This window comes from Kitasatospora sp. NPDC056184 (genome assembly GCF_042268405.1).
In the GTDB taxonomy this organism is placed as follows: domain Bacteria; phylum Actinomycetota; class Actinomycetes; order Streptomycetales; family Streptomycetaceae; genus Kitasatospora.
The window spans coordinates 66,449-91,336 of the sequence record NZ_JBHJUI010000011.1 but is presented as its reverse complement, the minus strand read 5'-3'; the positions used below and the strand labels follow the sequence as shown (position 1 = coordinate 91,336).

The following is a 24,888-nucleotide window of genomic DNA, read 5'->3' as shown; positions in this document are numbered from 1 at the left end:
CTTCTTCCAGGATGCGGCAGCCAGCCTACTAGCTCAGGCGTTCGATTAACGACCATGTCCAGCCGGGTCCACCCGAACGAGTGAGGACGGTCTGCGGAGCCTTGACGTACGGCCCGCAAAAGCCCCTGCTCAGCACCGCGAAACGACGGTAGCGTCGTCCGGACGTCACTCCCTCAACGAGCGGAGCCCCGCCCGGGCAACGCACCGTCCCCACGGAAGGCCGATCCGATGACCGATCCGAGCACCGACCCGCGGTCCGCCGCGGCCTCCGCCACCGCCGCGCGCTACCTCGCACTGGTCGAGGAGGCCACCCGGCAGCTGCTGCACACCGCCGCCGAGCTCAAGCCCGAGGCCGTCGCCGAGCCCTCCGCGCTGCCCGGCTGGACCCGCGGCCACGTCCTGGCCCACCTCGCCCGCAACGCCGACTCCCTGGTCAACCTGCTGGACGGCGCCCGCACCGGCACCGACATCCCGCAGTACCCGAGCGGGGAGGCCCGCGACCGGGACATCGAGGAGGGCGCGCCCCGCCCGGCGGAGGTCCAGCTCGCCGACCTGCGCGACAGCGGCGGGCGCTTCGCCGCGGCCGCCGCCCTGCTGCCCGCCGGGGCCTGGACCGCCGAGGTCCGGCACCGCAGCGGCTACCTCTTCCCGGCCCGCGAGATCCCCTGGAGGCGCCTGATGGAGGTCGAGTACCACCACGTCGACCTGGACGCCGGCTACACCCCGGCGCACTGGCCGGCGGAGTTCGCCTCCGCCGAGTTCCGCCGCCTCGCCGGCAAGCTGTCCGGCGCCGACCTGCCCGCCGTCGAGCTGTTCGCCGAGGACACCGCCGAGCGCGCCGTGATCGGCACCGGCACCCCGGTCCTGGCCGTCGAGGGCCCCGTCCGCGCCCTGCTCGCCTGGCTCTCCGGGCGCGCCGACGGCGACGGCCTGCGCCGCACCCCCGACACCCCCCTCCCGGCCCTCCCCCCGCTGGGCTGAGCGGCCCCCCAGGCGCGAGGATGACCGTGAACCTGTAGCCCGACAAGGAGCGGACGGATGACGTACCACGGAGCGGTCAAGGTCGGCGGGCCGCCGGACGTGCGCGAGCTGGCGCACCTGATCATCACCAAGGTGGCGGTCGGCCCCTACGACAACAACGCCTACCTGCTGCGCTGCCGCGACACCGACGAGCAGCTGCTGATCGACGCGGCGGCGGACGCGCCGGTGCTGCTGGAGTCGGTCGGCCCCAGCCTGGCCACCGTCGTCACCACCCACCGGCACCGCGACCACTGGGGCGCGCTGGAGGAGGTGGTCGCCGCCACCGGCGCGCGCACCGCGGCCGGCGAGCACGACGCGGAGGGCATCGACGTCCCCACCGCGCTGCCGCTCGCGGACGGCGACACCCTCGCGGTGGGCCGCTGCGCCCTCACCGTCCGGCACCTGGTCGGCCACACGCCCGGGGCGATCGTGCTGGTGTACGACGACCCGCAGGGCCACCCGCACGTGTTCACCGGCGACTGCCTGTTCCCCGGCGGGGTCGGCAACACCTGGGGCGACAAGGAGGCCTTCGCGAGCCTCTTCCGGGACGTCAACGAGAAGGTCTTCGACGTCCTGCCGGACGAGGCCTGGGTCTACCCCGGCCACGGCAACGACACCACCCTCGGCGCCGAGCGCCCGCACCTGGCCGAGTGGCGCGAGCGGGGCTGGTAGGCGTCCGGACGCGGAACGGGGCGGGCCCGCGACCACTGCTCGGTCCCGGGCCCGCCCCGTTCGCGGGGGCGCCTCGTCAGGCGTCCAGCTTCTGCGGCTCCTCCGGCTCGGCCAGGGCCGCCCGCTTGGAGGCCATCAGGCTGGTCACGGTGGTGACGGCGAGGACGACCACGATGAAGCCCAGCGAGAACGGGATGCCGATCTCCGGCACGTGCGCGCCCTGCTCGTGCAGCGCGTGCAGCACCAGCTTCACGCCGATGAAGCCGAGGATCACCGACAGGCCGTACGAGAGGTGGACCAGCTTCTTCAGCAGGCCGCCGATCAGGAAGTACAGCTGGCGCAGGCCCATGAGGGCGAAGGCGTTGGCGGTGAAGACGATGTACGGGTCCTGGGTCAGGCCGAAGATCGCCGGGATCGAGTCCAGCGCGAACAGGACGTCGGTGGTGCCGATCGCCAGCATGACGATCAGCATCGGGGTCATCAGCCGGCGGCCGTTCTCCCGGATGAAGAGCTTGGTGCCGTGGTACTTGTCGGTCGACGGGAAGCGCTTCTCGATCGACTTGAGGAGGCGGTTCTCCTCGAACTCCTCGTCCTCCTCGTCGGCCCGCGCCTCCTTGATCAGCTTCCACGCCGTCCAGATCAGGAAGCCGCCGAAGATGAAGAACACCCAGGAGAACTGCGCGACCAGCGCGGCGCCGCCGGCGATGAAGACCGCGCGCAGCACCAGGGCGATGATCACACCGAACATCAGCACGCGCTGCTGGTAGATCCTGGGCACCGCGAACTTGCCCATGATCAGGATGAACACGAAGAGGTTGTCGACGCTGAGCGACTTCTCGGTGATGTAGCCGGCGAAGAACTCACCGGCCGGCGTCGCGCCGGAGTGCCACCAGAGGAAACCGCCGAAGATCGCCGCCAGCACGATCCAGACCGTGGTCCAGATACCGGCTTCCTTGATCGACACCTCGTGCGGCTTGCGGCCGCCGATGAAGAAATCGGCGGTGATCAGGGCCAACAGCACCACGATGGTGCCGACCCAGAGGCTTACGGAAACGTCCACTACTGCTCCTCCGGCAGGTAGGCGAGACAGTCATCGTCACTGCCGGAGGTCTCTTCCGCCCGTCGGGCGCGCGGCCGCGCACCCGCGGACCAGCGCCCCGGGGCACCGCGACGGGTGCCCGTGATGACGGGGACGGCTGCGTGGGAATACTCCCCTCCGCTGCCAAGAAGGGTAACAGCACCGCCAAGGAAAGGTAAAGAAGGTAAAGGCCCGTCAGAACCTCCGGCCGGTCCGCGCCCCGGCCGGGTCCCGCTACAGGAACGGCTCGATGGCCGGCAGCAGGTCCTGGAAGGTCCGCCCCTTGGCCGGGGCGCCGATCGCCTGCATCTCCCAGCCCCCGCTGCCGTCCCGGAACACCTTCGCCATGATCTGGCCGGTGTGCGGGCCGCCGCCGGTCAGCTCGTAGCGGGCCAGCTCCAGCCCGGTCGACTCGTCCACCAGCCGGCAGTGCGCGTTCCGCACCTCGGCGAAGGTCTGCCCGGTGTACGAGCTGACCGTGAACACCACCTGGGTGATCTGCGGCGGCACGTGCGCCAGGTCGACCAGGATCGACTCGTCGTCCTCCCCGGCGCCGGACCCGCCCACCAGGTTGTCGCCGGTGTGCCGCACGGAGCCGTCGGAACTCTCCAGGTGCTGGAAGAACACCACGTCGGACGGGGTCCGCCCGGCGTACAGCAGCGCCGAGGCGTCCAGGTCGATCTGCCGGGTCCGGCTGCCGAACAGGCCCCGCCGGGGCGCCGCCTTCCAGCCCAGGCCCATCCGGACCACGGTGAGCGTCTCCCCCGGCCCCTTCTGCAGGCTGACCCGCTGGCCCTTGGCAAGGTTCACCGACACGGCGCATGTCCTCTCTGCCCGGCCGCGCGGGCACCCCCGCGCCGGCTCCACGGTGGAACACCCCGTTGCCGTCCCCCGGCTGAGGCCCCCTCTTCCGGCCGCCCGTCCAGGGCGGCACCGCAAGCCAGCCTAGGCCCTGCGGTCGAACCCGCTGCCCGCCCCGTACCCCTTTGTGGCAGGGCTGAGACACCGCCGGGCTTGACCGGGAACGGAACCGGCCACGCCCGGCGGGGAGGCCGGCGCGAACGCGCCGGGGCCCACCGGGCCCGGCTCAGGCGATACCGGCCTCGCGCATCTGCCGCAGCTCCTTCTTCAGCTCCTTGACCTCGTCCCGCAGCCGGGCCGCCACCTCGAACTGGAGGTCGACCGCGGCGGCGTGCATCCGCTCGGTCATCGACTGGATCAGCTCGGCCAGCTCGGCCGCCGGCAGCGACTTCGCCGGCTTGCGCTCGGCGCCGAGCGCCGGCACCGGGGCCTTGCCGCCCTTCCCGCCCGTGCCGCGGTAGCCGCTGGACAGCAGCTCGCCGGTGTCCACGTCCTCGCGGGCGAGGGTGTCCAGGATGTCGCCGATCTTCTTGCGCAGCGGCTGCGGGTCGATCCCGTGCTTCTTGTTGTACGCCTGCTGGACCTCCCGGCGCCGGTTGGTCTCCTCGATGGCCTTCTCCATCGACGGGGTGATCCGGTCCGCGTACATGTGGACCTGGCCGGAGACGTTGCGGGCGGCACGGCCGATGGTCTGGATCAGCGAGGTGCCGGAGCGCAGGAAGCCCTCCTTGTCCGCGTCCAGGATCGCCACCAGGGAGACCTCCGGGAGGTCCAGGCCCTCGCGGAGCAGGTTGATGCCGACCAGCACGTCGTACTCGCCGGCCCGCAGCTCGCGCAGCAGCTCGACGCGGCGCAGCGTGTCGATGTCGCTGTGCAGGTACCGCACCCGGATGTCCAGGCCGAGCATGTAGTCGGTGAGGTCCTCGGCCATCTTCTTGGTGAGCGTGGTGACCAGGACGCGCTCGTCCTTCTCCACCCGCTTGCGGACCTCGTGCACCAGGTCGTCGATCTGGCCCTCGGTCGGCTTGACGATCACCTCGGGGTCGATCAGACCGGTCGGACGGATGATCTGCTCGACCTGGCCGTCGCCCCGCGACAGCTCGTACGGGCCCGGGGTCGCCGACAGGTAGACGGTCTGGCCGATCCGCTCCAGGAACTCCTCCCACTTCAGCGGGCGGTTGTCCATCGCCGACGGCAGCCGGAAGCCGTGCTCGACCAGGGTGCGCTTGCGCGAGGCGTCGCCCTCGTACATCGCGCCGATCTGCGGGACGGTGACGTGCGACTCGTCGATCACCAGGAGGAAGTCGTCCGGGAAGTAGTCGAGCAGGGTGTTCGGCGGGGAGCCGGGCTCGCGGCCGTCGAAGTGCATCGAGTAGTTCTCCACGCCGGAGCAGGTGCCGATCTGGCGGAGCATCTCGATGTCGTAGGTGGTGCGCATCCGCAGCCGCTGGGCCTCCAGGAGCTTGCCCTGCTTCTCCATCCGGGCGAGGGTCTCCTCCAGCTCCTTCTCGATGTCGTTGACCGCGCGCTCCATCCGCTCCGGGCCCGCGACGTAGTGCGAGGCCGGGAAGACGTGGATGGCCTCGGGCTGGCTGATGATCTCACCGGTGAGCGGGTGCAGCGTGTAGAGCGCCTCGATCTCGTCGCCGAACATCTCGATCCGGACGGCCAGCTCCTCGTAGACCGGGAAGATCTCGATGGTGTCGCCGCGCACCCGGAAGGTGCCGCGGGTGAAGGCGAGGTCGTTGCGGGTGTACTGGATGTCGACGAAGCGCCGCAGCAGCACGTCCCGGTCGATCTCCTCGCCGACCTTCAGCTGCACCATCCGGTCCACGTACTCCTGCGGCGTGCCGAGGCCGTAGATGCAGGAGACCGACGCGACCACGATCACGTCCCGGCGGGTGAGCAGCGAGTTGGTCGCCGAGTGCCGCAGCCGCTCGACCTCCTCGTTGATCGAGGAGTCCTTCTCGATGTAGGTGTCCGTCTGCGGGACGTACGCCTCGGGCTGGTAGTAGTCGTAATACGAGACGAAGTACTCGACCGCGTTGTTCGGCAGCAGCTCGCGGAACTCGTTCGCCAACTGCGCGGCCAGCGTCTTGTTCGGCGCCATCACCAGGGTGGGCCGCTGCAGCTTCTCGATCATCCAGGCCGTGGTGGCCGACTTGCCGGTACCGGTGGCACCGAGCAGGACGACGTCCTTCTCCCCGCCCCGGATCCGCCGCTCCAGCTCCGCGATCGCCGCCGGCTGGTCACCGTTGGGCTGGTAGGGACTGACGACCTCGAAGGGCGCCACTGACCGCTCAATACTCGTGATGGGTCGCACGCCTCCACCGTACGACCCACCACCGACAACCGAGCACCGCTCCCTCAGGCCGCGTGCGCCTCGAACCTGATCGCGGGCTCCCCCGCCGGGTCGATGCGGACCGCCGAGTCGAAGGCGGCGGCCAGCCGCTCGATCAGCGGCAGGGTCGGATCGACCCCGCTCTCCTCGATGCTCTCGACGGTCTCCTCGTCCAGCCCGGCCCGCCCGGCCAGCTCGGCGAGGGTCCAGCCGAGCGCCGAACGACGGGCGTACACGGCCTCGGCCAGCGCCATCCGCCGCCCGGCCGCCCGGTACTCCTCGGTCTCCCGGTGCTCCGGCGGCACGACCCAGCGGGTGTGGTAGCCGCTGCTCATCGCTCCTCCTCGTCCCTGTCGTAGACCTGGTGGTCGCCGGCGGGGCCGTGCTCGGCCTCGCACACCTTCTGGGCCCGGTGCGCCCGCCCGACCTCGTCGGTCTCGCGGCTCCTAGTCTTGCGGAAGACCGTCAGCAGCACAGCCCGCCGGCCGGGGGCGAGCCAGTACGTGATGCGCATCGGCCCGACCCGGAGTTCCCGCAGCGGGCCGCCGAGGTGGCTGGCCAGCGGGAACGGCAGCAGCTCGCCGTCCCCGGCCAGCCGGTCGGCGGCGCGTTCGGCCGCCCGGTACTCGGTGATCGAGCAGGTGCGCAGCCACGCGCGCACCTCGGGCTCGATCTCAATCGTCCAGGCAGCCTGTTCCCCGGTCATGTTCTCCCCTCGCTTCGACCCCTGCCGCAGGGAGCAACGCCCGACCGGGGGCGCGGGTCACGCCCTCAGCTCTTGGCGCTGTCGCGGGCGAGGGCGACGAGGCGGGAGACGGCGCGGAGGTACTTCTTGCGGTAGCCGCCGCGGAGCATCTCCTCGGGGAAGACCTGGTCGAAGGGGAGGCCGGAGGCGGTGACGGGGAGTTCGCGGTCGTACATGCGGTCGGCGAGGACGACCAGGCGCAGGGCGGTGGACTGGTCGTCGACCTGGCGCACGCCGCGCAGGCAGACGGCGGTGACGTCGTCCAGCAGGGCGCCGTAGCGGCTGGGGTGGACGGCGGAGAGGTGGGCGAGCAGGGCGTCGAAGTCGTCGAGGGAGGCGCCCGGGGTGCGGGCGGCGACGGCGTCGACCTCGGCGGCCCGGTACGGCGGCGGGGCGTCCGGCAGGCCGCGGTGGCGGTAGTCCTGGCCGTCGATCCGCATCGGGCGGAAGTGCGCGGACAGGCCCTGGATCTCGCGGAGGAAGTCGGCGGCGGCGAAGCGGCCCTCGCCGAGCTTCTCGGGCAGGGTGTTGGAGGTGGCGCAGAGCTTGACGCCGTTCTCCACCAGGCGGCCGAGCAGGGTGGAGACCAGGACGGTGTCGCCCGGGTCGTCGAGCTCGAACTCGTCGATGCAGAGCAGCCGGTGCCCGGACAGGGTCCGTACGGCCTGCTGGAAGCCGAGCGCGCCGACCAGGTTGGTCAGCTCGACGAAGGTGCCGAAGGCCTTGGGGCCGGGGGCGGCGTGCCAGAGCGAGGCGAGCAGGTGGGTCTTGCCGACGCCGTAGCCGCCGTCCAGGTAGATGCCGGCCGGGCCGGCCGGGGCCGGGGCACTGCGGCGGAACCAGCTGCGCTTGGGCGCGGAACCGTTTCCGCCGTTGAGCGTGCCGGCGAACTCCTCCAGGACCTGCACGGCCTCGTACTGGCTGGGCTGGGCCTGGTCCGGGATGTACGTCCCGAAGCTCACGTCGGAGAAGCGCGGCGGCGGCACCATCTCGGCGACCAGGCGCTCGGCGGGGACGACGGGGCGCCGGGAGGTGAGGGCGATCGGTGAGCCGGAGGCGCTCGCGGCGGCTATCGACTCGGTCGCGGTGGCGGGGCGGGAAGCTGCGGGCACGGTGGTCAAGGGTACGCCTGGTCGCGAGGGCTCCGGGACGGTGGCCGCCGGAACCGCCGGTGGAAGACTGGGGGCATGCAACAGCTGATCAGCCCGGTGGCGCAGACCTTCGACGATCCGAGTTCGCTGGAGGCGCTGGCCGCCGTCTACGCGTACCCCGAGCAGGCGCGCGGGGGGCGGCCCTGGCTGCGCGCCAACATGGTGGCGGGGCTGGACGGCGGGGCCCGGCTGGACGGGCTCTCCGAGGGGCTCTCCGGCGACGCCGACAAGCGGATCTTCGGCGTGCTGCGGGCCCTGTCGGACGTGGTGCTGGTGGGGGCCGAGACGGTGCGGGCCGAGGGGTACCGGCCGGCCCGGGCGCGGGCCGACTTCGCCGGGGCGCGCCGGGCGGCCGGGCAGGCGCCGGCGCCCGCGATCGCGATCGTCAGCCGCTCGCTGGGGCTGGACCTCGCGGCGCCGCTGTTCACCGAGCCGCTGGTGCGCACCGTGGTGATCACCACCGAGGACGCGCCGGCGCGGAGTCTGGCGGCGGTGGCCGAGGTGGCCGACGTGATCGCGGTCGGCCGGGGCGCGGTGGACCTGCGGGCGGCGGTCGCGGCGCTGGCCGAGCGGGGCTGGACCCGGCTGCTGACCGAGGGCGGCCCCCGGCTGCTGGGGCAGCTGGCCGCCGCGGACCTGCTGGACGAGCTGTGCCTGTCACTGGCGCCGCTGCTCACGGGCGGCGACGCGCCGCGCATCCTGCACGATGCGCACATGCCCGACGTGCAGCGGATGCGGCTGGTCTCATTGATCGAGCAGAAAGGATTCCTCTTCACCCGCTACCTGCGTCCGACCACCCCGTGACCTCCGGATCGTGATCCCGCTCCCACTCGGGGCCTCCTCCGCGTGGCCCGTGTGCCGGGTGGGGAGCGTGCGGAAAGCTTCCGCCGGGCAGTATGGGATGCGAAGCCGGAGCCCGGGGGCCGGCGACTGGAAGGGACTCACGTGTTCAAGACGGTACTGATGATCGAAAAGGCGCTCTCCGACGCGGACGTGGAGCTGGTCACCACGCTCCACAGCGAGGAGAAGGTGTCCTTCGTCGTCCTGATGCAGCCGCGCGGCAAGCAGGACGAGCTGCTGCGGGCGCTCGACGACGTCGCGCTCGGCCACCTCGACAAGGTGGTGCGCGAGCACGACGAGTCCGAGAGCGGGCCGACGGTCGCCACCGAATCGCTGGAGCACAGCCTGCGCCACCTGCGGCGGGCCGGTGCCGAGGCGGTCGGCGAGCTGGTCGAGGAGTCTCCGCTGGAGCGGCTGCGCTCCGTGGTCGAGGAGCACCAGGCCGACGAGGTGGTGGTGCTCACCTCCCCGCACTTCGTGGAGGAGTTCTTCCACCGCGACTGGGCCTCCCAGGCCCGCCACAAGGTGGGCGTCCCGGTGCTGCGGCTGTTCGCCAGCGACTCCTGACGAACCCCGGCGTGGTGCAGAATCGTCCTTGCGGTCCGGCCGCGAGGACGATTCGCACGCCGTCCGCCCCTCCCCTGATCCCCGCCCGTACGGAGCCCCGCCTTGAACGACGCCGCGCACGACCTGCACGCCCCGCACTTCATCGGCATCGGCGGCGCCGGGATGTCCGGCCTGGCGAAGATCCTCGCGGTGCGCGGGGCCAGCGTCTCCGGCAGCGACGCCAAGGAGTCCGAGACCGTCCGCGCGCTGCGCGCCCTCGGCGCCGGCGTGCACATCGGGCACGCCGCCGAGCACGTGCCGGAGGGCGCGAGCAGCATCGTCGTCTCCAGCGCCATCCGCGCCGACAACCCGGAGCTGGCCGCCGCCCGCGAGCGCGGCATCCCGGTCGTGCACCGCTCCGACGCGCTGGCCGCGCTGATGGGCGGGCGCCGGGCGCTGGCCGTGGCCGGCACCCACGGCAAGACCACCACCACCAGCATGCTCGCCGTCGCCCTCGGCGAGCTGGGCCTGGACCCGTCCTACGCGATCGGCGGCGACCTCGACGCGCCCGGCTCCAACGCCCACCACGGCACCGGCGAGATCTTCGTCGCCGAGGCCGACGAGAGCGACCGCAGCTTCCACAAGTACGCGCCCGAGGTGGCGATCGTGCTCAACGTGGAGCTGGACCACCACGCCAACTACGCCTCGATCGACGAGATCCACGAGTCCTTCGAGACCTTCGTCGGCCGGATCGTGCCCGGCGGCACCCTGGTCGTCTCCGCCGACCACGAGGGCGCCCGCGAGCTGACCGCCCGGGTGTCCGGCCGCGCGGACCTGAACGTGGTCACCGTCGGCGCCGCCGAGGACGCCGACCTGCGCGTCCTGTCGGTCGTCCCGCACGGCATGACCAGCGAGGTCACCGTGCTGCTGGACGGCGCCGAGCTGGCCTTCACCGTCTCGGTGCCCGGCCGGCACTACGCCCACAACGCGGTCGCCGCGCTGGCCGCCGGCGTCGCGCTCGGCGTCCCGGCCGCCGACCTGGCCAAGGCGCTCGGCGCCTACACCGGCGTGCGCCGCCGGCTCCAGCTCAAGGGCGAGGCGGGCGGCGTCCAGGTGATCGACTCCTACGCCCACCACCCGACCGAGATGGCCGCCGACCTGGAGGCGATCCGGGAGGCGACGGCCGGCCGCGTGCTGGTGGTCTTCCAGCCGCACCTGTTCAGCCGCACCCAGCAGCTCGCCGAGGAGATGGGCGCCGCGCTGGCGCTCGCCGACGCCTCGGTGGTGCTCGACATCTACCCGGCCCGCGAGGACCCGATCCCCGGCGTCACCAGCGAGCTGATCATCGACGCCGCCCGCCGGGCCGGTGCCGAGGTGACCGCCGAGCACGACTTCGCCGCCGCCCCCGCGGTGCTGGCCGGCCTGGCCCGCCCGGGCGACCTGCTGCTCACCATGGGTGCGGGCGACGTGACGAACCTGGGTCCGGAAATCCTCGGGCACCTCGCGAACGTTGCCACCAACGTCTGAGTCCCCGGACGAGTCCCGGACCTGTCGCGACCTGGAGCTGTCATGAGCTACGAGATCGAGAAGACCGACGCCGAGTGGCGCGCCCAGCTCACCCCCGAGGAGTACCACGTCCTCCGGGAGGCCGGCACCGAGCGCCCCTTCACCGGCGAGTACACCGACACCAAGACCGTCGGCGTCTACGGCTGCCGCGCCTGCGGCGCCGAGCTGTTCAGCTCGGAGACCAAGTTCGACAGCCACTGCGGCTGGCCGTCCTACTACGCGCCGCTGGCCGGGGACCGCGTCCAGTACATCGAGGACACCTCGCTCGGCATGCGCCGGGTGGAGGTCCGCTGCGCCCGCTGCGGCGGCCACCTGGGCCACGTCTTCGAGGGCGAGGGCTACGGCACGCCGACCGACCAGCGCTACTGCATCAACTCGGTCTCGCTCACGCTGAAGCCGGCGGAGTAGCGCGGAGCACGAGGAGGCCCGGGCACCCGAGGGTGTCCGGGCCTCCCCGTGTCATCCGGCGACCGGGGTGAAGCGGACCGGGAGGCGGACCAGGGCGCGGTGGAAGGGGCCGGGGCGCCACCGGAGGTCCTCGGCGGGCTCGGCGAGTTCGAGGTCGCCGATCCGGCTGGTCAGCTGCTCGATCGCGGTGATCGCGATCAGCAGGGCGGGGTCCCGGGCCGGGCAGGCGTGCGGGCCGGCCGCCCAGGCCAGGTGGGCGGACTCGCCGCTGCGCAGCTCGGCGGTGTCCGCGGTGGCGGCGGGCGGGGCGGCCTGGGAGTTGGCGGCCGCGTAGGAGACCAGGATCAGCGAGCCCGCCGGGATCGCGCGGCCGTGCAGGGTGACGTCGACCCGCGGGTAGTGGGCGGAGAGGTTGGCCAGCGGCGGCTCGTGCCAGAGCACCTCGTCGATCGCCTGGTGCGCCGTCATCGCGCCGCCGAACAGCGAGCCGGCGTAGCGGGCGTCGGTGAGCAGCCGCAGCAGGGCGTTGCCGATGAGGTTGGTGGTCGGCTCGTTGCCCGCGATCATGGTGAGGGTGATCTGCCGGACCACCTCGTCGTTGTCCAGTCCCGCCGGGTGGGTGAGGAACCACGAGGTCAGGTCGTGCCGGGGGCGTTCGCGGCGCTCGGCGACCATCCCGGTGACCACCTCGACGAGGTCCGCGTACGCGGCCACCGCGTGCCGGGTGGACTCGATCGAGCCGACGATGCCCACCACCAGCCGCTCGCGGTGCTCCTCGGGCACGCCGAAGCCGGTGGTGAGGACGTGGACGGGCAGCCGGCGGGCGTAGTCGGCGATGAGGTCGGCGGAGCCGGCCTCCCCGAAGGCGTCGATCAGCCGGTGGGCGACCTCGGCGACCCGGCGCTGCAACTGGTGCGGCTCCAGCAGCGCCAGGCCGTCGGTGATCACCTGCCGGTAGCGGGCGTGCGTCGCGCCGTCGCTGAACAGCGCGGTCGGCCGGTAGCCGAGCACCGGCAGCAGCGGGGAGTCCGCCGGGACGGTCCGCTGCCAGGCGCGGGAGTCCTTGGAGAAGGTGTCGGTGTCGCGCAGCAGGTCGAGGGCGGCCTGGTAGTCGGTGACCAGCAGGGCCCCGACGCCGGGCGCGATCTCCACCTCGGCGATCGGGCCCTGCCGGCGCAGCCGCTCGTAGACGGCCTGCGGGTCGGCGGCGAAGGCCGGGCCGTGGAGGGCGATCGGGGGGTGGGCGGCGGGGGCGGTCATGGCTGCTCCGGGGCGGCGGCGGGGAGGCCGTGCAGGACGTGCTCGGTGAGCGCGATCAGGGCGTCCAGGCTGGAGCCGCGCTCCCGGGCGTCGCAGAGCACCAGCGGGGTGCTCGGGTGCAGGTCGAGGTGGCTGCGCAGCACCGCGGCCGGGTGGATCGGTGAGTCGGGGAAGCGGTTGACGGCGACCGCGTAGGGCAGGCCCTGCTCCTCGACCATGTCCATGATCTCGAAGGAGTCGGCGAGCCGGCGGGTGTCCGCCAGGACGAGGGCGCCGATGGCGCCGCGCGCGATGTCCTGCCAGAGCGGGAAGAACCGCCGCTGGCCGGGGGTGCCGAACATGTAGAGCACCAGCTCGCCGGGCAGGGTGAGCCGGCCGAAGTCGACCGCCACCGTGGTGGTGGTCTTGCCCGGCACTCCGGCCACGTCGTCGACGGGGGCGCCGGTCTCGGTCATCGCCTCCTCGGTGTGCAGGGTCGGGATCTCCGAGAGGGTGCGGATGAAGGTGGTCTTGCCGACGCCGAACGGGCCGGCGACCACCAGCTTCATCAGCGTCTGTTCGGGGTCGGGCAGGTAGCCCACCCGGTCCGGCCGCCCCGGACCGGGCGGATTACCGGAGAGTGCGGAGTCCAACGAGGAGCCTCTCGACGAGGGAGCGGTCGGTCTGCTGGGCGCGGGGGATCGGCGCGCGGGCCTGCAGGCAGCCCGCCTCGACCAGATCGGCCGCGAGGAAGACCGTGGCGCTGACCGGCAGCCGCAGGTGTGCGGCGGCCTCCACCACGGTGAGCGCGCCGGGTCGTAAGAGGTCCCAGAGCCGTCGGTGCTCCGCCTCCAGCTCCGCGAGCGCCGACGGCCGGTCGGCGCCGGTCGCGAACAGCACCGTGAGCCGTTCGAAGCCGGCGCCGCCCGGGCGGGTCCGGCCGCCGGTGGCCAGGTAGGCGGGCACCATCCGCCTGCGGGGGGTGGGGGTCATGACCGCGCGGGGGCGTCCTGCCGCCTGGCGGGGCTCGCCAGGGCCCGGCCCAGGGCGGCGACCTGGACCTGCATCTGGTAGGCGACGTTGCCGAGCTGGGCCTCGGGCGTGGTGAACACCGCGAGCGAGGTGTTCTCGCCGGCCGGGACGACGACGGCGAAGCCCAGGTCGGACTCGACCACGGTCTGCGCCAGCCGGGGCTGCTCGGCGTCGGTGAAGGCGGTGGTGAACGCCCGGGCGGCGGCGTGCACGGTGGCGGTCATCGCGGCGACCCGCTCGGCCGAGGCGCGGGCGAGGCCGTCCGAGGCGGCCTCGACCAGGCCGTCACCGGTGGCGATCACCGCGTGCACGACGCCCGGCAGTTCCAGGAGCGGGGTCAGCACCCAGGCGATGCCGTCGGTGTCGGACGGGCTGGGCGTGGTGCTGGTGGGGCTGGGCGTGCTGCTCACAGCGCGGCTCCTCAGGGGGTCTGGGTGGTGCGGCGGCCGGACGCGTCCGCGGGGCCGGCGCCGGTGCGGGCGGCGTCGGTGCGGGGCGGGGCCGCCCGGTCGGCGCCGGTGGGGCCGGTCGCCGCGGGGGACGGGGGGGACGGGGGGTGGGGGCTGGGGGCGGGGCCGGCCGGGTCGGCGGCCCCGGGGTCGGGTTCGGTGCGGGTGCCGGCGGCCTCGGCGACAGCGGCCTCACCGGTGCCGGCGGCCTCGGCGACGGCGGCGCGACCGGAGCCGGTGCCGTGCTGGAGCGCCTGCCAGCGGGCGGCGGCCTGCTCGGGCGTGCGCACCGGCCGGACGGCGGCGGCCGGATCAGGTGTTCCGGCGGGGGCGGCCTGCGGGGTCGGCGCCAGCGGCCGGCGCCGGCGGCGGCTGGGCAGGCCGGTGCCGTCGTCCGCCGGTCCGGGGCCGTCCGGTACCGCGCGCACCGGCGGGACGGCGTGCACCGGCGGCTCCTCCGACGGCCCGGGCGCGTCCGGCCCGTCGGGCGCGTCCGGCACCGGCGGCACGACCCGGATCGCCGGGACGCCCTCGCGGCCGCGGCCGCCCGCCGGGCCCGGGGCGGACGGCGCGGCGGGCGCGGGCCCGGGGCGCAGCGGCAGCGGGGTGAGCACCGAGAGCGGCTGCTCCTCGTCCACCACGGTCAGCAGCCCGGCCGGGATCCGGATCAGCGCGCGCATGCCCCCGTACGGGGAGGGCTCGACGTGGCAGGTGAAGCCGTACTGCCGGGCCAGCTTGCCGACCACCGCGAAGCCGGTCTTCGGCGGGTTGCCCAGCTCGGTGAGGAGCACCTCGGGCGGGCCGGCCAGCAGCCGGCGGGCCCGGCGCAGCTGGTCCTCCTCCATGCCGATGCCGCTGTCGTCGACGATCACCAGCGCGCCCCGGCCGCCCTGCTGGACGGTGACCGGGACGTCCGTCTCCGGGTGCGAGTACGCGGTGGCGTTGGCGAGCAGCTCGGCGATGGCGATGGCCACCGGCTCGGCGGCCCGGGCGACCACGGCGAGCCGGTCCTCGCGCAGGTGGTTGGCCACCTTGACGCGGGCGTAGCCGGGCACCCGGGAGAGCGCGCCGACCACGACCTCGGCGAGCGGGGAGTCGGTGCGGGCCAGGCCCGGCCAGGCCTCGCAGAGCACGGCGACGGTCTGGATCCGGCGCAGCGCGACCTCGTTGCGGAAGTCGACCTCCAGCAGCCGGGGGTCGTCGTTCTCGTGCTGGAGCTGCTGGACCAGGCTCTGGATCTGGTAGAGCAGGGTCTGGATCTTGGAGGTGGCGCCGCGCATCGCGGAGCGGGCGGCGGCGTCGACCCGCTCCCGCTCGTCGGTGACGGCGGCCGCGGCGGCGTCCAGGACGGCCTGCAGGGCCTGCACGGCGTCCGGGCCGACGTCGGCGGCGTCCAGCGGTCCGGCGATCGGGGCGTTGGGGTGGCTCAGGCGCAGGGCGGCGGCGGCCACGCGTTCGGTGGCGAGGTGGCCGATCTCGGCCAGCAGGGCGGCGGTGCGCCCCTCGGCCGCCGCGGCGGCCCGCTCGGCGCCGCCCGCCCGGTGCTCCGCCTCGGCGGCCGCCCGGTCGGCGCCGTCGGCGCGCTGCCCCTCCTCGGTCGCCCGCTGCTCGGCCCGGTCGGCACGGTCCCGGGCGGCCAGTGCGCGGTCGGCCGCGGCGCGGGTCCGCTCCGCCGAGCGGTCCGCCTCGTCCCGTGCCTCGCGGGCCTGCTGCTCGGCCCTTCCGGCCCGGGCCTCGGCGGCCTCGGCGCGTTCCTCGGCCAGGCCGGTGGAGGCCTCGGCGGCCGCGGCCCGGGCGAGCGCGCGGGAGCGGCCGCGGGCCAGCCGGCCGGCCGCGGCCAGCGCGGCGAGCACGATCAGCGCCAGGGCCGGGACCAGCAGCTGCGTCATCGACGTCCTCGGAGTTTCCTTGTACGAAGAACGGACTTGGGGCGGTCGGTGCTTGTGCGAACGGGTGCGGGCGGGCCGCTCAGGCCGCGTCGCCGGCCGCGCGGGGCCGGGTCGCGCGCCGTTCGGCGTCCTCGTCCAGCTCCCGGGCGACCAGGGCCACCTGGCTCATCGCCTCCAGCACGTTCGGCACCCCGGTGCCGTCCAGGTGCCGGTACTCGGCGGCGACGGTGAGCACCAGCCGCTCGGGCAGGCCGAGTTCGGGGTACCGCTGCTCGGCGATGATCCGGCGGGCCGCGTCCAGCGCGGGCAGGCCGGCCCGGTGCAGGGCGTGGGCGCGCTCGCGGACGTACCCGAGGTAGGCGATGTGCTCCCGGACGCCGGGCCGGTCGAGGACCGGGCCGTGGCCGGGGACGATGATCTCGGCGCCGGTGGCCAGGATCCGCTCGCAGGCGGCGACGATGTTCTCCAGCGGGCCGGCCCAGTGCGAGGGGTGGTCGCCGGGCTGCGCGGCGGTCGAGCCGAAGATGACGTCGCCGGCGAACACCGCGCGCTGGTGCGGGAGGTGGACGATGAGGTCGCCGCCGGTGTGCGCGGAGGGCAGGCCGGTGATCTGCACCGGGTACTCCCCCACCCGCAGCTCCAGCTCGCCGTGGAAGACGGTGTCCGGGTGGACCGGCTCGGTCCGCGACCAGTCGAACTGCCCGAAGTGGCGGCGGAGGTAGCCGCCGAGCGGGGAGTCCGGGTCGCTGCCGGTGACCAGGCCCTGGGTCTGCTGGGGCGTCGGCTCCCAGTGGATGTGCTCCAGCGCCTCGCGGGTGGCGATCACCTCGGCGTCGGGCAGGACGCCCGCGCCCCAGAGGTGGTCGCCGTTGGCGTGGGTGACGACGATCCGGTCGACGGTGACGCCGTCGGCCAGCCGCTTGCGGCTCTCGGCGAGGAACTCGGCGGCGAGCGAGGGGTCGTAGGGCGTGTCGATCCACAGCGCCGTGCGCGGTCCCGCGAGCAGTCCGCAGTTGGCCAGGCCCCATCCGCGCTTCGGCGGGAGCCAGACGTACAGGTCCTCGGCAATCGCGCTCACGTTCGCACGGTTGATCGTCATGGGCGCGATTATGCCGATGATGTGACGGTAGCGGAGCAAAAGCCTGATGAATCCGGCCACTTCCTGCCCCGGAGCCTCCCGGACTGTCCTGTTTGCCCCCGTCCCCGGCGGCCGGATCCGCCCTCCCGCCCTCACCCCCCGGGCAGGACGCGGCAGACCTCGACGGTCACGTCCACGGTGTCCAGCCCGATCACCCGGCCCTCGACGGCGACGAACCCCTTCTCCCCCGAGCGGAACAGCGCGGCCAGCGGCGACTGCCGCCCGGCGGCCGCCAGCGCCTCCACCGCCATCGCCGAGCCGAAGGCGAACACCCCGCAGAGCACCACGCAGGGCGCCTGCCGGGAGGTGCGGGTGACGAACACGAAGCCGTGGTCGCGGACGAGCTCGTCGGCCGCGTTGTACTGCGCCTCGAAGGCCATCCCGCCCCAGCGGGCCCGGGCCGCCTGCGGGTGCTCCAGTCGGAAGTCCGGGAAGCCGACGGCCAGGACGCCCGCCGAGTAGGCGTTGACGCTCGGCCCGCCGATCGAGAAGGTCGGCATCCGCGGGTCCTGCGCGCCGGCGGTGACCAGCTCGATGGTGGCCTTGCGGTTGATCTTCCGCAGCAGGTCGATGAGCTGGGCGATGGCGCGCGCCTCGGCCATCGGCATGAAGAGCACGTTCCGCGGCCCCCGGCTGGTGAGCCGGCAGCCGTCCTTGGCGTAGGCGAACTCGGCCACCTCGATGCTCGGGGTGACGATCTGCACCCGGCCGTACGGCCCGAGCAGCGCCCGCAGGAAGCCGTAGCGCAGGAAGAGCCGGGTGCGGGCGAGCGAACGGGCGGCGAGAAAACCGATCACGGCCGGGACGAACCCGACCAGGATCTGGAGCAGGATCTCCATGGCAACACCCCCGCGCGACGACTCGGGCACGAACAGTCTGCGCGGAGGTGATGCCCCGTGAGGCGCCGGGAACTCCCTCCCCCGCCGCCCTCCCCGCTGCCACGCCGGTGAACGCTCCTGATTCACCCGTCCGGCGGAGTCGACTGTCACGCTCCGTCACGCCGCGAGGCGGCCTCAGCCGTCCAGGCGCTTGATGAACTTCCGCTCGCTCGCGCAGCGCTCGTAGCCCAGCCAGGAGTTGATCGCGAGCATCGGCGCGTTGGTGGCGTCGTTGGAGGTGTAGGCGTGCCGCAGTCCGGCGGCCCGGGCGCGGCGCAGCGACTCCAGCTTGGCCAGCTTGCTCAGCCCCCGCCCGCGGTACGCCCGGCGGCAGGCGGTGAACGCCGACCAGTAGCGCCGCGCGCCGTCCGTGCTCACGGCGCTGAACGCGGCCGGCACACCGTCGGCCACGGCGACCACGGTCAGCTCCCGGTCGAGATCCGGGCGGTTCCACTCCCCCGCCAGCCACTCCTCGTACTCGGTGGCGTCCATCACGATCTCGCCCGGCTCGTCCAGCGCCGCGTCCGCCTCGATCTCGAAGACCGGGTACGGGTCGGCCGCGAAGGCGCTCGCCGGACGCAGCTCGACACCGGCCGGCAGCGGCGGGGCGGGCGGCAGCGGGGCGGTGAGGTCCCGGGCGGCGAAGTGGGCGGTCCGGCCGGCGGTGAAGCCGCGGGCCTCGGCGAAGGCGCACGAGCCGGGTTCGTCGTCCACCCAGCTGTGCAGTTCGACGACGCCGTGCCCGGCCAGGTGCTGCTCGGCCGCGGCCAGCAGGGCGGTGAACGCCCCGCGCCGGCGGTACTCGGGCAGCACGCTGCCGTTGGCGTGGCCGACGCCGGTCGTGGTGGTGCCCGTCACCACGCCGCAGCGCACCGTGCCGACCACCCGGCCGTCCAGCTCGGCGACGAAGGTGCGGTAGTGGGCGCCCTTCGCCCGGCGGGCGTTCAGCCAGACGAACATCTCGGGGGTCTGGACCAGGTGCTCGCGCCCGGCGCGGTGGGCCGCCGCGACGGCCTCGGCGTCCTCGGGGCGGAAGTCACGAATCGTCAGGGGTGTCATAGGAAGGTCACGGTAGCCCCACAACCGGCCCGCCCGCCCCTGGTTTTTCCGGCCGGAACCGCCTCCACCTGCGGTGATGTCAGGGCTCCGCGGCGCGGATCGCTCATTGACGCGACGCCAAGCTCAAGTAATGCTCTGAGATGACCGGGCGAGGCTTGGCAGCCGCGCCGTCCGGGGACATGCTCACCAGCACAGCCCGGCGGCCCCGGCGACGATGCCCGGCCGACCGACGGCTCTCCCACCCGGCCCTCCGAAGGGGGCGCACCGATGACTTCCCCTGCCCTGCGCACCGCACCGCACGCGCCCGCACCGACGACGGGCACCGACGGCACCACCGGGACCGCCACGACCACCGGCACCACCGGCACCACCGGCACCGCCGGGACCGCGCGCCGGCTCGGCGTCGGCCTCGGCTGGCGCAGCGAGATCGACACCGTGGTCGAACGGCAGCCCGGCCTGGACTGGGTCGAGGTGGTCGCCGAGAACGTCTGCGCCGACCACCTCCCGGAGTCCCTGCGGATCCTGCTCGACCGCGGCCTCACCGTGGTCCCGCACGGCGTCGGCCTCGGCCTCGGCGGCGCCGAGCGGCCCGACCCGGCCCGCCTCGCCCGGCTCGCCGGGACCGCCGGGGCGCTCGGCTCTCCGCTGGTCACCGAGCACCTGGCGTTCGTCCGGGCCGGCGGCCTGGAGGCCGGCCACCTGCTGCCGGTGCCGCGCTCGCGCGACGCCCTGCGGGTGATCGCCGAGAACGTCCGGATCGCCCAGGACCAGCTGCCGGTCCCGCTCGCCCTGGAGAACATCGCCGCCCAGCTGGCCTGGCCGGACGACGAGCTGACCGAGGGGCAGTTCCTCGCCGAGCTGGTCGAGCGGACCGGCGTGCGGCTGCTGATCGACGTCGCCAACCTGCACACCAACCGGGTCAACCTCGGCGTCGACCCGGCCGCCGAGCTGGACCGCCTGCCGCTGGAGGCGCTCGCCTACGTGCACGTCGCGGGCGGCACCATGGTCGACGGCGTCTGGCACGACACCCACGCCCACCCGGTCACCGAGCCGGTGCTGGAGGTGCTGGCCGAGCTGTGCGCCCGGGTCGCCCCGCCCGGGGTGCTGCTGGAGCGCGACGCCGCGTTCCCGCCGCCGGCCGAGCTGGCCGCCGAACTCGACGCCATCCGGCGGGTGCTGGACGGCGGTGCCGCACGGTGACCCCCCTCCGCCCGGCCGGCCCGGACGCCGCCACCGAAACCGCCACCGACACCTCCACCGCCGCTTCCACGGACGCCGCCCGCGCCCGGCTCGCCGCCCGGCAGACCGACCTGCTCACCGCCCTGGTGGCCGGCGGCCCGGTGCCGCCCGGCTTCGACCCCGCGCAGGTGCGCGCGCAGGCCGCCGGCCTGGCCGCCAAGCGCCGCGACACCGCCGCCAAGGTCGCCCCGGAGCTGCCCCGCCTGCTCGGCCCGCGGTACGGCCCGCTGTTCCTCGCCTACGCCCGCAGCCACCCGCAGACCGGCGGCTACCGCGCCGACGCCCGGGCCTTCGCCGCCTGGGCGCTCATCGAGGGCGCCGACGAGGGCGCAGGCCAGGGCACGGGCCCGGACGCCGCCGCCCGCCGGTCGCTGGCGCGGTGGCTCGACCCGGCCCCGGAACGGCCGCCGGGCCCGCTCACCCGCCTGAGGCGCCTGCTACGCCCCGGCCGCGACGCCTGAGCCACGCGTCCGGCCCCGCACCCCAGCACCGTCCGAACCACGGCGCCGCGCGCGCCGGAACCACGTCTCACCACCCGGGGGAACCACCCATGTGGCACAACGCCTACTACCTCGTCCCCGCCGTCCTGCTGACCGCCGCCGTCCTGTGGGCCTCCCGGGCCCGGCAGGCCGCACAGCGCGTCCCCAACCCCAAGGGGCTGCCCGGCCGCGGTATCCCGCTGCTCGACGCCGCCTTCCTGTCCGGCGGCCCCGGCCGGGTCTTCGACACCGCCCTGGTCCGGATGCACCGGGCCGGCCACGTCGTGGTCAACCGCGCCGGCCTGGTCACCCTCACCGCCGACAAGCCGTACGACAAGGTCGAGCGCGAGATCGTCGACGCGGTCGGCCCGACCCGCAGCCGCGACCTCGCCCCGCTGCGCCTCGCCGTGATGCGCTCGCCGGGTGTCCAGGCGATCGGCGACGAACTCGCCGGCCGGGGCCTGCTGCGCAACCCCGTCAAGCTGGACCGGGCGAGGACCGCGCACCGGCTGATCCGGCTCGCGCTGCTGGTCGCGGCCGGCTTCACCGCCGCCGCCTACCTGCTCGACTCCGACGAGCCGGGATACGAGCGGCCCGCGCTGTGGATCCCGCTGCTGCTGCTCGCCGTCGGCCTGACCTCCCTGCTGGCCACCCGGCCGCCCAGGGGCCGGATCACCCCGGCCGGGCGCCGCCAGCTCTCGCTGGTCGACGACGGCAAGACGTGGACGCCCCGCAACGGGGCCCGGAACGCCGACGCCGCCCTGCTCGGCGCGATCGCGCTCGGCGGTCTGGCCGCCGTCGGCGCCGCCGAGTTCGCCGACGAGGAACTGCAGCAGGCCCTGCTCGCCTCCGCGGCCGCCGACCAGACGGCCAGGGCGGCCGGCTACTCCGCGTCCTCCTCGTCCGGTGCCGGCTCCTCCGGCTCCTCGGGCTCCTCGGGCGGTTCGTGCAGCTCCGGCCCGGCGGTCTGGTGCGGCTCGTCCTCCGACTCCTCCGGCTCCTCCGGCTCGTCCGACTCCTCCGGTTCCTCCGGCTCCTCGGGTTCGAGCTGCGGCGGGAGCACCGGCTGCGGCGGCAGTTCCTCGGGCTCCGGCTCCGGCTGCGGGTCCTCCTCGTCCTCCAGCTGCGGATCCAGCTGCGGCGGAGGCTGCGGTTCCTGATCACCGGGACCGACGGGCCCGCCGGACGTCACAGTTCGGTATCGCGGTCCGGGAACACGTTCCGCGTGCGGCGCGGCCGGGACTACAACAACCCCATGTGGTTGCTCTTCCTGCTCCCGGCCTGCGTCGCCGCGGTGCTCTCCTGCATCCGGCTGGTCCGGATGACCGCCGCAGCCGACGCGTACTCCGGTCAGGGAGGCCCGCGGCCGCCCGAGGCGGTCGGCATCGGGCTGTACGAGACGGCCTACCTGGCCGGCGGTCCGGACCGGGTCGTCGAGCTCGCCCTCGTCCTGATGGCCTCCCGGGGCCGGCTGCATCTCGCCCACACCGGCTGGACCACCGTCGTCGACCCGCGCGGGCGCAGCCGGCTGGAACGCGCGGTGGTCGCCACCGTCGGCCCGGAGGGCCAGTGCCGCACCGAGGATCTGCGGGCGGCGATGGCCGCCCACCCGACCGTGCTGGAGATCGGCAGCCGGCTCTCGCTGGCCGGGCTGGCCACCCCGGCCGCCGTCCAGCGGCACACCGTGCTGGTGGTCCGGCAGGTCCGGCAGGCGCTGCTGCTGTCGCTGGTGATGCTGGCCGCCGCCCTGGTCGTCGGCGGCCTGGTGGACGGTGACGCGCTGACCCCGCTGGCCTGGTTCTCACTGCCGCTGGTGCTCACCTCGGGCACCCTGCTGATGGCCCGGGTCGACGTCTACCCCTACACCCACTGGGCCTCGCCGGTCGGCCAGGAGGTGCTCCGCGAGGTCCGCCCGCCGCGCCAGCACGGGCTCATCGACGACGACGAGCGCGAACTGCTCACCGCCGTCGCCATGAACGGCCCCGCCGCCCTCCCGGACGCCCGGCTCCGCGCCGCGCTGCGGCGGCAGTGACACGGGAAGGGGCCCCGTCCGGTGCGGACGGGACCCCTTCGCGCGGGCGTCGCGTGCTCAGACCAGGCCGTTGACCAGCTCGGCGACCGGCTTGCGGCGGCCGGTGAAGAACGGCACCTCCTCGCGGACGTGCAGCCGGGCCCGGGACGGGCGCAGGTCGCGCATCAGGTCCACGATCCGGTGCAGCTCGTCCGCCTCGAAGGCGAGCAGCCACTCGTAGTCGCCCAGCGCGAACGAGGCGACCGTGTTGGCCCGCACGTCCGGGTAGCCGCGCGCCATCTGGCCGTGCTCGGCGAGCATCGCGCGCCGCTCGGCGTCCGGCAGCAGGTACCACTCGTAGGAGCGGACGAACGGGTAGACGCAGACGTAGTCGCGCGGGCGCTCGTCGGCGAGGAACGCCGGGATGTGCGACTTGTTGAACTCCGCCGGGCGGTGCAGCGCCATGTTCGACCAGACCGGCTCCAGCAGCCGGCCCAGGCCGGTGCGGCGGAAGCGGTTGTACGCCTCCTGCAGGTCGTCGGAGTCCTCGGCGTGCCACCAGACCATGAGGTCGGCGTCGGCGCGCAGACCGGACACGTCGTAGGTGCCGCGCACCGTGACGTCCTTGGCGGCGAGCTGGGCGAACAGCTCGTCGACCTCGGCGGCCAGACCGGTGCGGTCCTCGGGCAGGGCGCCCTTGAGCTTGAACACCGACCACATGGTGTAGCGGATGACCTGGTTCAGGTCCCGCGCCTTCTTCTTCGCGGGCTGCTCGGCGGCCTGCTGCTCAACGGTCTCAGTCATGCGCCCATTGTCCTCTCCGTGACGTTCGCCCCGGCCGGCGGGGTCAACACTCTGTCGAGCCCGGCGACGGCCGCCCGGGCGCTCGCGATGCACGCCGGGATGCCGACGCCGTCGTACGCCGCCCCGCACAGCGCCAGCGCGCCCACCCGGTCGGCGGCCGCCCGGATCCGGGCGACCCGGTCCAGGTGGCCGACCGGGTACTGCGGCAGTCCGGCCCGCCAGCGGGTGACGGCGGTGTCGTAGGGGCGGGCGGTCAGACCGATCGCCTCGCCCAGGTCGGCCAGCGAGCGGGCGACCAGTTCCGCGTCGTCCAGCTCCAGCGGCTCCTCCTCGTGCAGCCGCCCCAGCGAGGTGCGCAGCACGAAGGCGTCCGGGGCGGAGCGCTCCAGCCAGCCCCACTTGTTGGAGGAGAACGTCGACGCCTTGATCCGGCGGCCGTCCACCGGCGGGACGAGGAAGCCGCTGCCGGCCGGGGGCTCGGGCAGGTCGGCGCGGCGGAAGGCCAGGGTGACCAGCGCCATCCCGGCGTACTCGACGCCGTCCAGCTCGGCGGCCGCGGCCGGCGCGTCGGCGCGCAGCAGCCGGGCGGCGGCGGGCGCGGGCACGGCCAGCACCACGGCGGCCGCGTCCAGGGTGTCGCCGTCGCCGGTGGTCACCCGCCAGCCGTCGGCGGTGCGGCGCAGCGCGGTCACCTCGGTGCGGGTGCGCAGCTCGACGCCGGCCTCGGCGCAGGCCGCGGCGACCGCCGCCGGCAGGGTGCCGAGGCCGCCGCGCAGGCCCTGGAAGACGGGGGTGTCGGCGGTCCTCGGCCGGCCGGCCAGCTCGCGCACCCCGTCGAGCAGCGACCCGCCGCCCCGGGCGAGCGGCAGCAGCGCGGGCACCGCGGCGCGCAGCGAGATCTCGTCGGCGTGCCCGGCGTAGACGCCGCCCAGCAGCGGCTCCACCAGCCGGTCCACCACCTCGCGGCCGAGCCGCTCGGCGATGTACCGGCCGATCGCGACGTCGTCCGCGACCGCCTCGCCGGCCACCTCGTGCCGGGCCCGCTCCAGCCCCTCGGGGCTCAGCACCCCGGAGTCCGCCAGCGCGGCGAGGTCCCCGGGAACGCCCATGACCTGCCCGCCGGGCAGCGGCCGCAGCGCGCCCCGGGTCCAGATCGCGGCCTTGGCGGTGGTCGGCGGCTCCAGCCGCTCCCCGAGCCCGACCGCCCGCGCCAGCTCGACCGCCTCCGGCCGCCGGGCCAGCATCGACTCGGCCCCGAGGTCCACCCGGACCCCGCCGACCTCGCCGCCCCACAGCTTCCCGCCCAGCCGCTCCGACGCCTCCACCAACGTCACCCGCGCCCGGGCCGGCTCCCCCGCCGCCCCACCGAGCACGGCGGCCGCGGTCAGTCCCGCGATACCGCCGCCGATCACCACGACATGTGCTTGCGCCATGCCTCGCAGT

Annotated in this window: 24 protein-coding genes and 1 pseudogene; 9 read left to right on the top strand and 16 right to left on the bottom strand. The window is 74.5% G+C overall.

The genetic code is table 11. The features are described from left to right. Positions 1-228 precede the first annotated feature (228 nt). Complete coding sequence (locus ACFC0B_RS22400; RefSeq protein ID WP_376088375.1) at positions 229-981, top strand: maleylpyruvate isomerase family mycothiol-dependent enzyme; 753 nt, start codon at positions 229-231, stop codon at positions 979-981. Positions 982-1,038: 57 nt separating this feature from the next. After that, positions 1,039-1,692 (top strand): MBL fold metallo-hydrolase, encoded by a 654-nt coding sequence (locus tag ACFC0B_RS22395; protein ID WP_376088372.1) that lies wholly within the window; start codon positions 1,039-1,041, stop codon positions 1,690-1,692. Between the two features lie 76 nt (positions 1,693-1,768). Here the strand turns inward: ACFC0B_RS22395 and ACFC0B_RS22390 are convergent, their stop codons facing one another. From ACFC0B_RS22390 to zapE, 6 genes are all read right to left on the bottom strand, one after another. Further along, complete coding sequence (locus ACFC0B_RS22390) at positions 1,769-2,752, bottom strand: TerC family protein (protein WP_376088369.1); 984 nt, start codon at positions 2,750-2,752, stop codon at positions 1,769-1,771. Between the two features lie 252 nt (positions 2,753-3,004). Further along, on the bottom strand, positions 3,005-3,586 hold the full coding sequence (locus tag ACFC0B_RS22385; protein ID WP_376088366.1) for a TerD family protein: 582 nt from the start codon (positions 3,584-3,586) through the stop codon (positions 3,005-3,007). Positions 3,587-3,857: 271 nt separating this feature from the next. Next, complete coding sequence (uvrB, locus tag ACFC0B_RS22380) at positions 3,858-5,954, bottom strand: excinuclease ABC subunit UvrB (protein WP_376088363.1); 2,097 nt, start codon at positions 5,952-5,954, stop codon at positions 3,858-3,860. A 44-nt stretch (positions 5,955-5,998) separates the two neighbouring features. Then, positions 5,999-6,307: a helix-turn-helix domain-containing protein gene (locus ACFC0B_RS22375; RefSeq protein WP_376088360.1), complete on the bottom strand. Its 309-nt coding sequence runs from the start codon at positions 6,305-6,307 to the stop codon at positions 5,999-6,001. Continuing rightward, positions 6,304-6,678, bottom strand: coding sequence for a type II toxin-antitoxin system RelE/ParE family toxin (locus ACFC0B_RS22370; protein WP_376088357.1), 375 nt, complete (start codon positions 6,676-6,678; stop codon positions 6,304-6,306). Before ACFC0B_RS22370 ends, ACFC0B_RS22375 begins: the two co-directional genes overlap by 4 nt. 65 nt (positions 6,679-6,743) lie before the next feature. Continuing rightward, positions 6,744-7,790, bottom strand: coding sequence for a cell division protein ZapE (gene zapE / locus ACFC0B_RS22365; protein WP_376088969.1), 1,047 nt, complete (start codon positions 7,788-7,790; stop codon positions 6,744-6,746). Positions 7,791-7,904: 114 nt separating this feature from the next. Here zapE and ACFC0B_RS22360 point away from each other — a divergent pair, with 114 nt between their 5' ends. From ACFC0B_RS22360 to msrB, 4 genes are all read left to right on the top strand, one after another. After that, a complete protein-coding gene (locus ACFC0B_RS22360; protein WP_376088354.1) occupies positions 7,905-8,672 on the top strand; it encodes a pyrimidine reductase family protein in 768 nt (255 codons plus the stop codon). Between the two features lie 141 nt (positions 8,673-8,813). Further along, positions 8,814-9,275, top strand: coding sequence for an indole-3-glycerol phosphate synthase (locus tag ACFC0B_RS22355; protein WP_376088351.1), 462 nt, complete (start codon positions 8,814-8,816; stop codon positions 9,273-9,275). Between the two features lie 123 nt (positions 9,276-9,398). After that, positions 9,399-10,781 (top strand): UDP-N-acetylmuramate--L-alanine ligase, encoded by a 1,383-nt coding sequence (gene murC / locus ACFC0B_RS22350; RefSeq protein WP_376088966.1) that lies wholly within the window; start codon positions 9,399-9,401, stop codon positions 10,779-10,781. Positions 10,782-10,823: 42 nt separating this feature from the next. Then, complete coding sequence (gene msrB, locus ACFC0B_RS22345) at positions 10,824-11,228, top strand: peptide-methionine (R)-S-oxide reductase MsrB (protein WP_350552787.1); 405 nt, start codon at positions 10,824-10,826, stop codon at positions 11,226-11,228. A 51-nt stretch (positions 11,229-11,279) separates the two neighbouring features. Here msrB and ACFC0B_RS22340 read toward each other — a convergent pair whose 3' ends face one another. From ACFC0B_RS22340 to ACFC0B_RS22305, 8 genes are all read right to left on the bottom strand, one after another. Next, on the bottom strand, positions 11,280-12,488 hold the full coding sequence (locus tag ACFC0B_RS22340) for a cytochrome P450 (RefSeq protein WP_376088348.1): 1,209 nt from the start codon (positions 12,486-12,488) through the stop codon (positions 11,280-11,282). After that, positions 12,485-13,120, bottom strand: coding sequence for an ATP/GTP-binding protein (locus ACFC0B_RS22335; RefSeq protein WP_376088345.1), 636 nt, complete (start codon positions 13,118-13,120; stop codon positions 12,485-12,487). Before ACFC0B_RS22335 ends, ACFC0B_RS22340 begins: the two co-directional genes overlap by 4 nt. Continuing rightward, on the bottom strand, positions 13,098-13,460 hold the full coding sequence (locus ACFC0B_RS22330; protein WP_376088342.1) for a DUF742 domain-containing protein: 363 nt from the start codon (positions 13,458-13,460) through the stop codon (positions 13,098-13,100). Before ACFC0B_RS22330 ends, ACFC0B_RS22335 begins: the two co-directional genes overlap by 23 nt. Then, positions 13,457-13,909, bottom strand: a complete 453-nt coding sequence (locus ACFC0B_RS22325) for a roadblock/LC7 domain-containing protein (RefSeq protein WP_376088339.1) — start codon at positions 13,907-13,909, stop codon at positions 13,457-13,459. Before ACFC0B_RS22325 ends, ACFC0B_RS22330 begins: the two co-directional genes overlap by 4 nt. An 11-nt stretch (positions 13,910-13,920) precedes the next feature. Next, a complete protein-coding gene (locus tag ACFC0B_RS22320; RefSeq protein ID WP_376088336.1) occupies positions 13,921-15,837 on the bottom strand; it encodes an ATP-binding protein in 1,917 nt (638 codons plus the stop codon). A 79-nt stretch (positions 15,838-15,916) separates the two neighbouring features. Next, positions 15,917-16,936: an MBL fold metallo-hydrolase gene (locus tag ACFC0B_RS22315; RefSeq protein WP_376088333.1), complete on the bottom strand. Its 1,020-nt coding sequence runs from the start codon at positions 16,934-16,936 to the stop codon at positions 15,917-15,919. A gap of 131 nt (positions 16,937-17,067) precedes the next feature. Beyond that, positions 17,068-17,814 carry a hypothetical protein gene (locus tag ACFC0B_RS22310; protein ID WP_376088330.1) on the bottom strand — a complete coding sequence of 249 codons (747 nt, stop codon included), beginning with the start codon at positions 17,812-17,814 and terminating at the stop codon, positions 17,068-17,070. A gap of 174 nt (positions 17,815-17,988) precedes the next feature. Further along, positions 17,989-18,912 carry a GNAT family N-acetyltransferase gene (locus ACFC0B_RS22305; protein ID WP_376088327.1) on the bottom strand — a complete coding sequence of 308 codons (924 nt, stop codon included), beginning with the start codon at positions 18,910-18,912 and terminating at the stop codon, positions 17,989-17,991. A 267-nt stretch (positions 18,913-19,179) separates the two neighbouring features. Here ACFC0B_RS22305 and ACFC0B_RS22300 point away from each other — a divergent pair. The 3 genes and pseudogenes from ACFC0B_RS22300 (at position 19,180) to ACFC0B_RS22290 (ending at position 22,662) form a co-directional block, all read left to right on the top strand. Beyond that, positions 19,180-20,612, top strand: a pseudogene (locus ACFC0B_RS22300) (DUF692 domain-containing protein). An 89-nt stretch (positions 20,613-20,701) separates the two neighbouring features. Then, positions 20,702-21,790: a TIGR04222 domain-containing membrane protein gene (locus tag ACFC0B_RS22295; protein ID WP_376088324.1), complete on the top strand. Its 1,089-nt coding sequence runs from the start codon at positions 20,702-20,704 to the stop codon at positions 21,788-21,790. 95 nt (positions 21,791-21,885) lie between these two features. Beyond that, complete coding sequence (locus ACFC0B_RS22290; protein ID WP_376088321.1) at positions 21,886-22,662, top strand: TIGR04222 domain-containing membrane protein; 777 nt, start codon at positions 21,886-21,888, stop codon at positions 22,660-22,662. 57 nt (positions 22,663-22,719) lie between these two features. Here ACFC0B_RS22290 and hemQ read toward each other — a convergent pair whose 3' ends face one another. Further along, on the bottom strand, positions 22,720-23,445 hold the full coding sequence (hemQ, locus tag ACFC0B_RS22285; RefSeq protein ID WP_376088318.1) for a hydrogen peroxide-dependent heme synthase: 726 nt from the start codon (positions 23,443-23,445) through the stop codon (positions 22,720-22,722). Further along, a complete protein-coding gene (gene hemG, locus ACFC0B_RS22280) occupies positions 23,442-24,878 on the bottom strand; it encodes a protoporphyrinogen oxidase (RefSeq protein ID WP_376088315.1) in 1,437 nt (478 codons plus the stop codon). The genes hemQ and hemG overlap by 4 nt, the downstream gene beginning before the upstream one ends. Between the last annotated feature and the right edge of the window lie 10 nt (positions 24,879-24,888).

Bases quoted from the DNA above. Each gene is read 5' to 3' on its own strand.
- ACFC0B_RS22295 (WP_376088324.1), top strand. From the start codon at position 20,702: ATGTGGCACAACGCCTACTACCTCGTCCCCGCCGTCCTGCTGACCGCC.
- ACFC0B_RS22330 (WP_376088342.1), bottom strand. From the start codon at position 13,460: ATGACCCCCACCCCCCGCAGGCGGATGGTGCCCGCCTACCTGGCCACC.
- ACFC0B_RS22400 (WP_376088375.1), top strand. From the start codon at position 229: ATGACCGATCCGAGCACCGACCCGCGGTCCGCCGCGGCCTCCGCCACC.
- ACFC0B_RS22340 (WP_376088348.1), bottom strand. From the start codon at position 12,488: ATGACCGCCCCCGCCGCCCACCCCCCGATCGCCCTCCACGGCCCGGCC.
- ACFC0B_RS22305 (WP_376088327.1), bottom strand. From the start codon at position 18,912: ATGACACCCCTGACGATTCGTGACTTCCGCCCCGAGGACGCCGAGGCC.
- ACFC0B_RS22360 (WP_376088354.1), top strand. From the start codon at position 7,905: ATGCAACAGCTGATCAGCCCGGTGGCGCAGACCTTCGACGATCCGAGT.
- ACFC0B_RS22395 (WP_376088372.1), top strand. From the start codon at position 1,039: ATGACGTACCACGGAGCGGTCAAGGTCGGCGGGCCGCCGGACGTGCGC.
- msrB (WP_350552787.1), top strand. From the start codon at position 10,824: ATGAGCTACGAGATCGAGAAGACCGACGCCGAGTGGCGCGCCCAGCTC.
- ACFC0B_RS22290 (WP_376088321.1), top strand. From the start codon at position 21,886: ATGTGGTTGCTCTTCCTGCTCCCGGCCTGCGTCGCCGCGGTGCTCTCC.
- ACFC0B_RS22320 (WP_376088336.1), bottom strand. From the start codon at position 15,837: ATGACGCAGCTGCTGGTCCCGGCCCTGGCGCTGATCGTGCTCGCCGCG.
- ACFC0B_RS22370 (WP_376088357.1), bottom strand. From the start codon at position 6,678: ATGACCGGGGAACAGGCTGCCTGGACGATTGAGATCGAGCCCGAGGTG.
- hemG (WP_376088315.1), bottom strand. From the start codon at position 24,878: ATGGCGCAAGCACATGTCGTGGTGATCGGCGGCGGTATCGCGGGACTG.
- ACFC0B_RS22315 (WP_376088333.1), bottom strand. From the start codon at position 16,936: ATGACGATCAACCGTGCGAACGTGAGCGCGATTGCCGAGGACCTGTAC.
- ACFC0B_RS22375 (WP_376088360.1), bottom strand. From the start codon at position 6,307: ATGAGCAGCGGCTACCACACCCGCTGGGTCGTGCCGCCGGAGCACCGG.
- hemQ (WP_376088318.1), bottom strand. From the start codon at position 23,445: ATGACTGAGACCGTTGAGCAGCAGGCCGCCGAGCAGCCCGCGAAGAAG.
- ACFC0B_RS22310 (WP_376088330.1), bottom strand. From the start codon at position 17,814: ATGGAGATCCTGCTCCAGATCCTGGTCGGGTTCGTCCCGGCCGTGATC.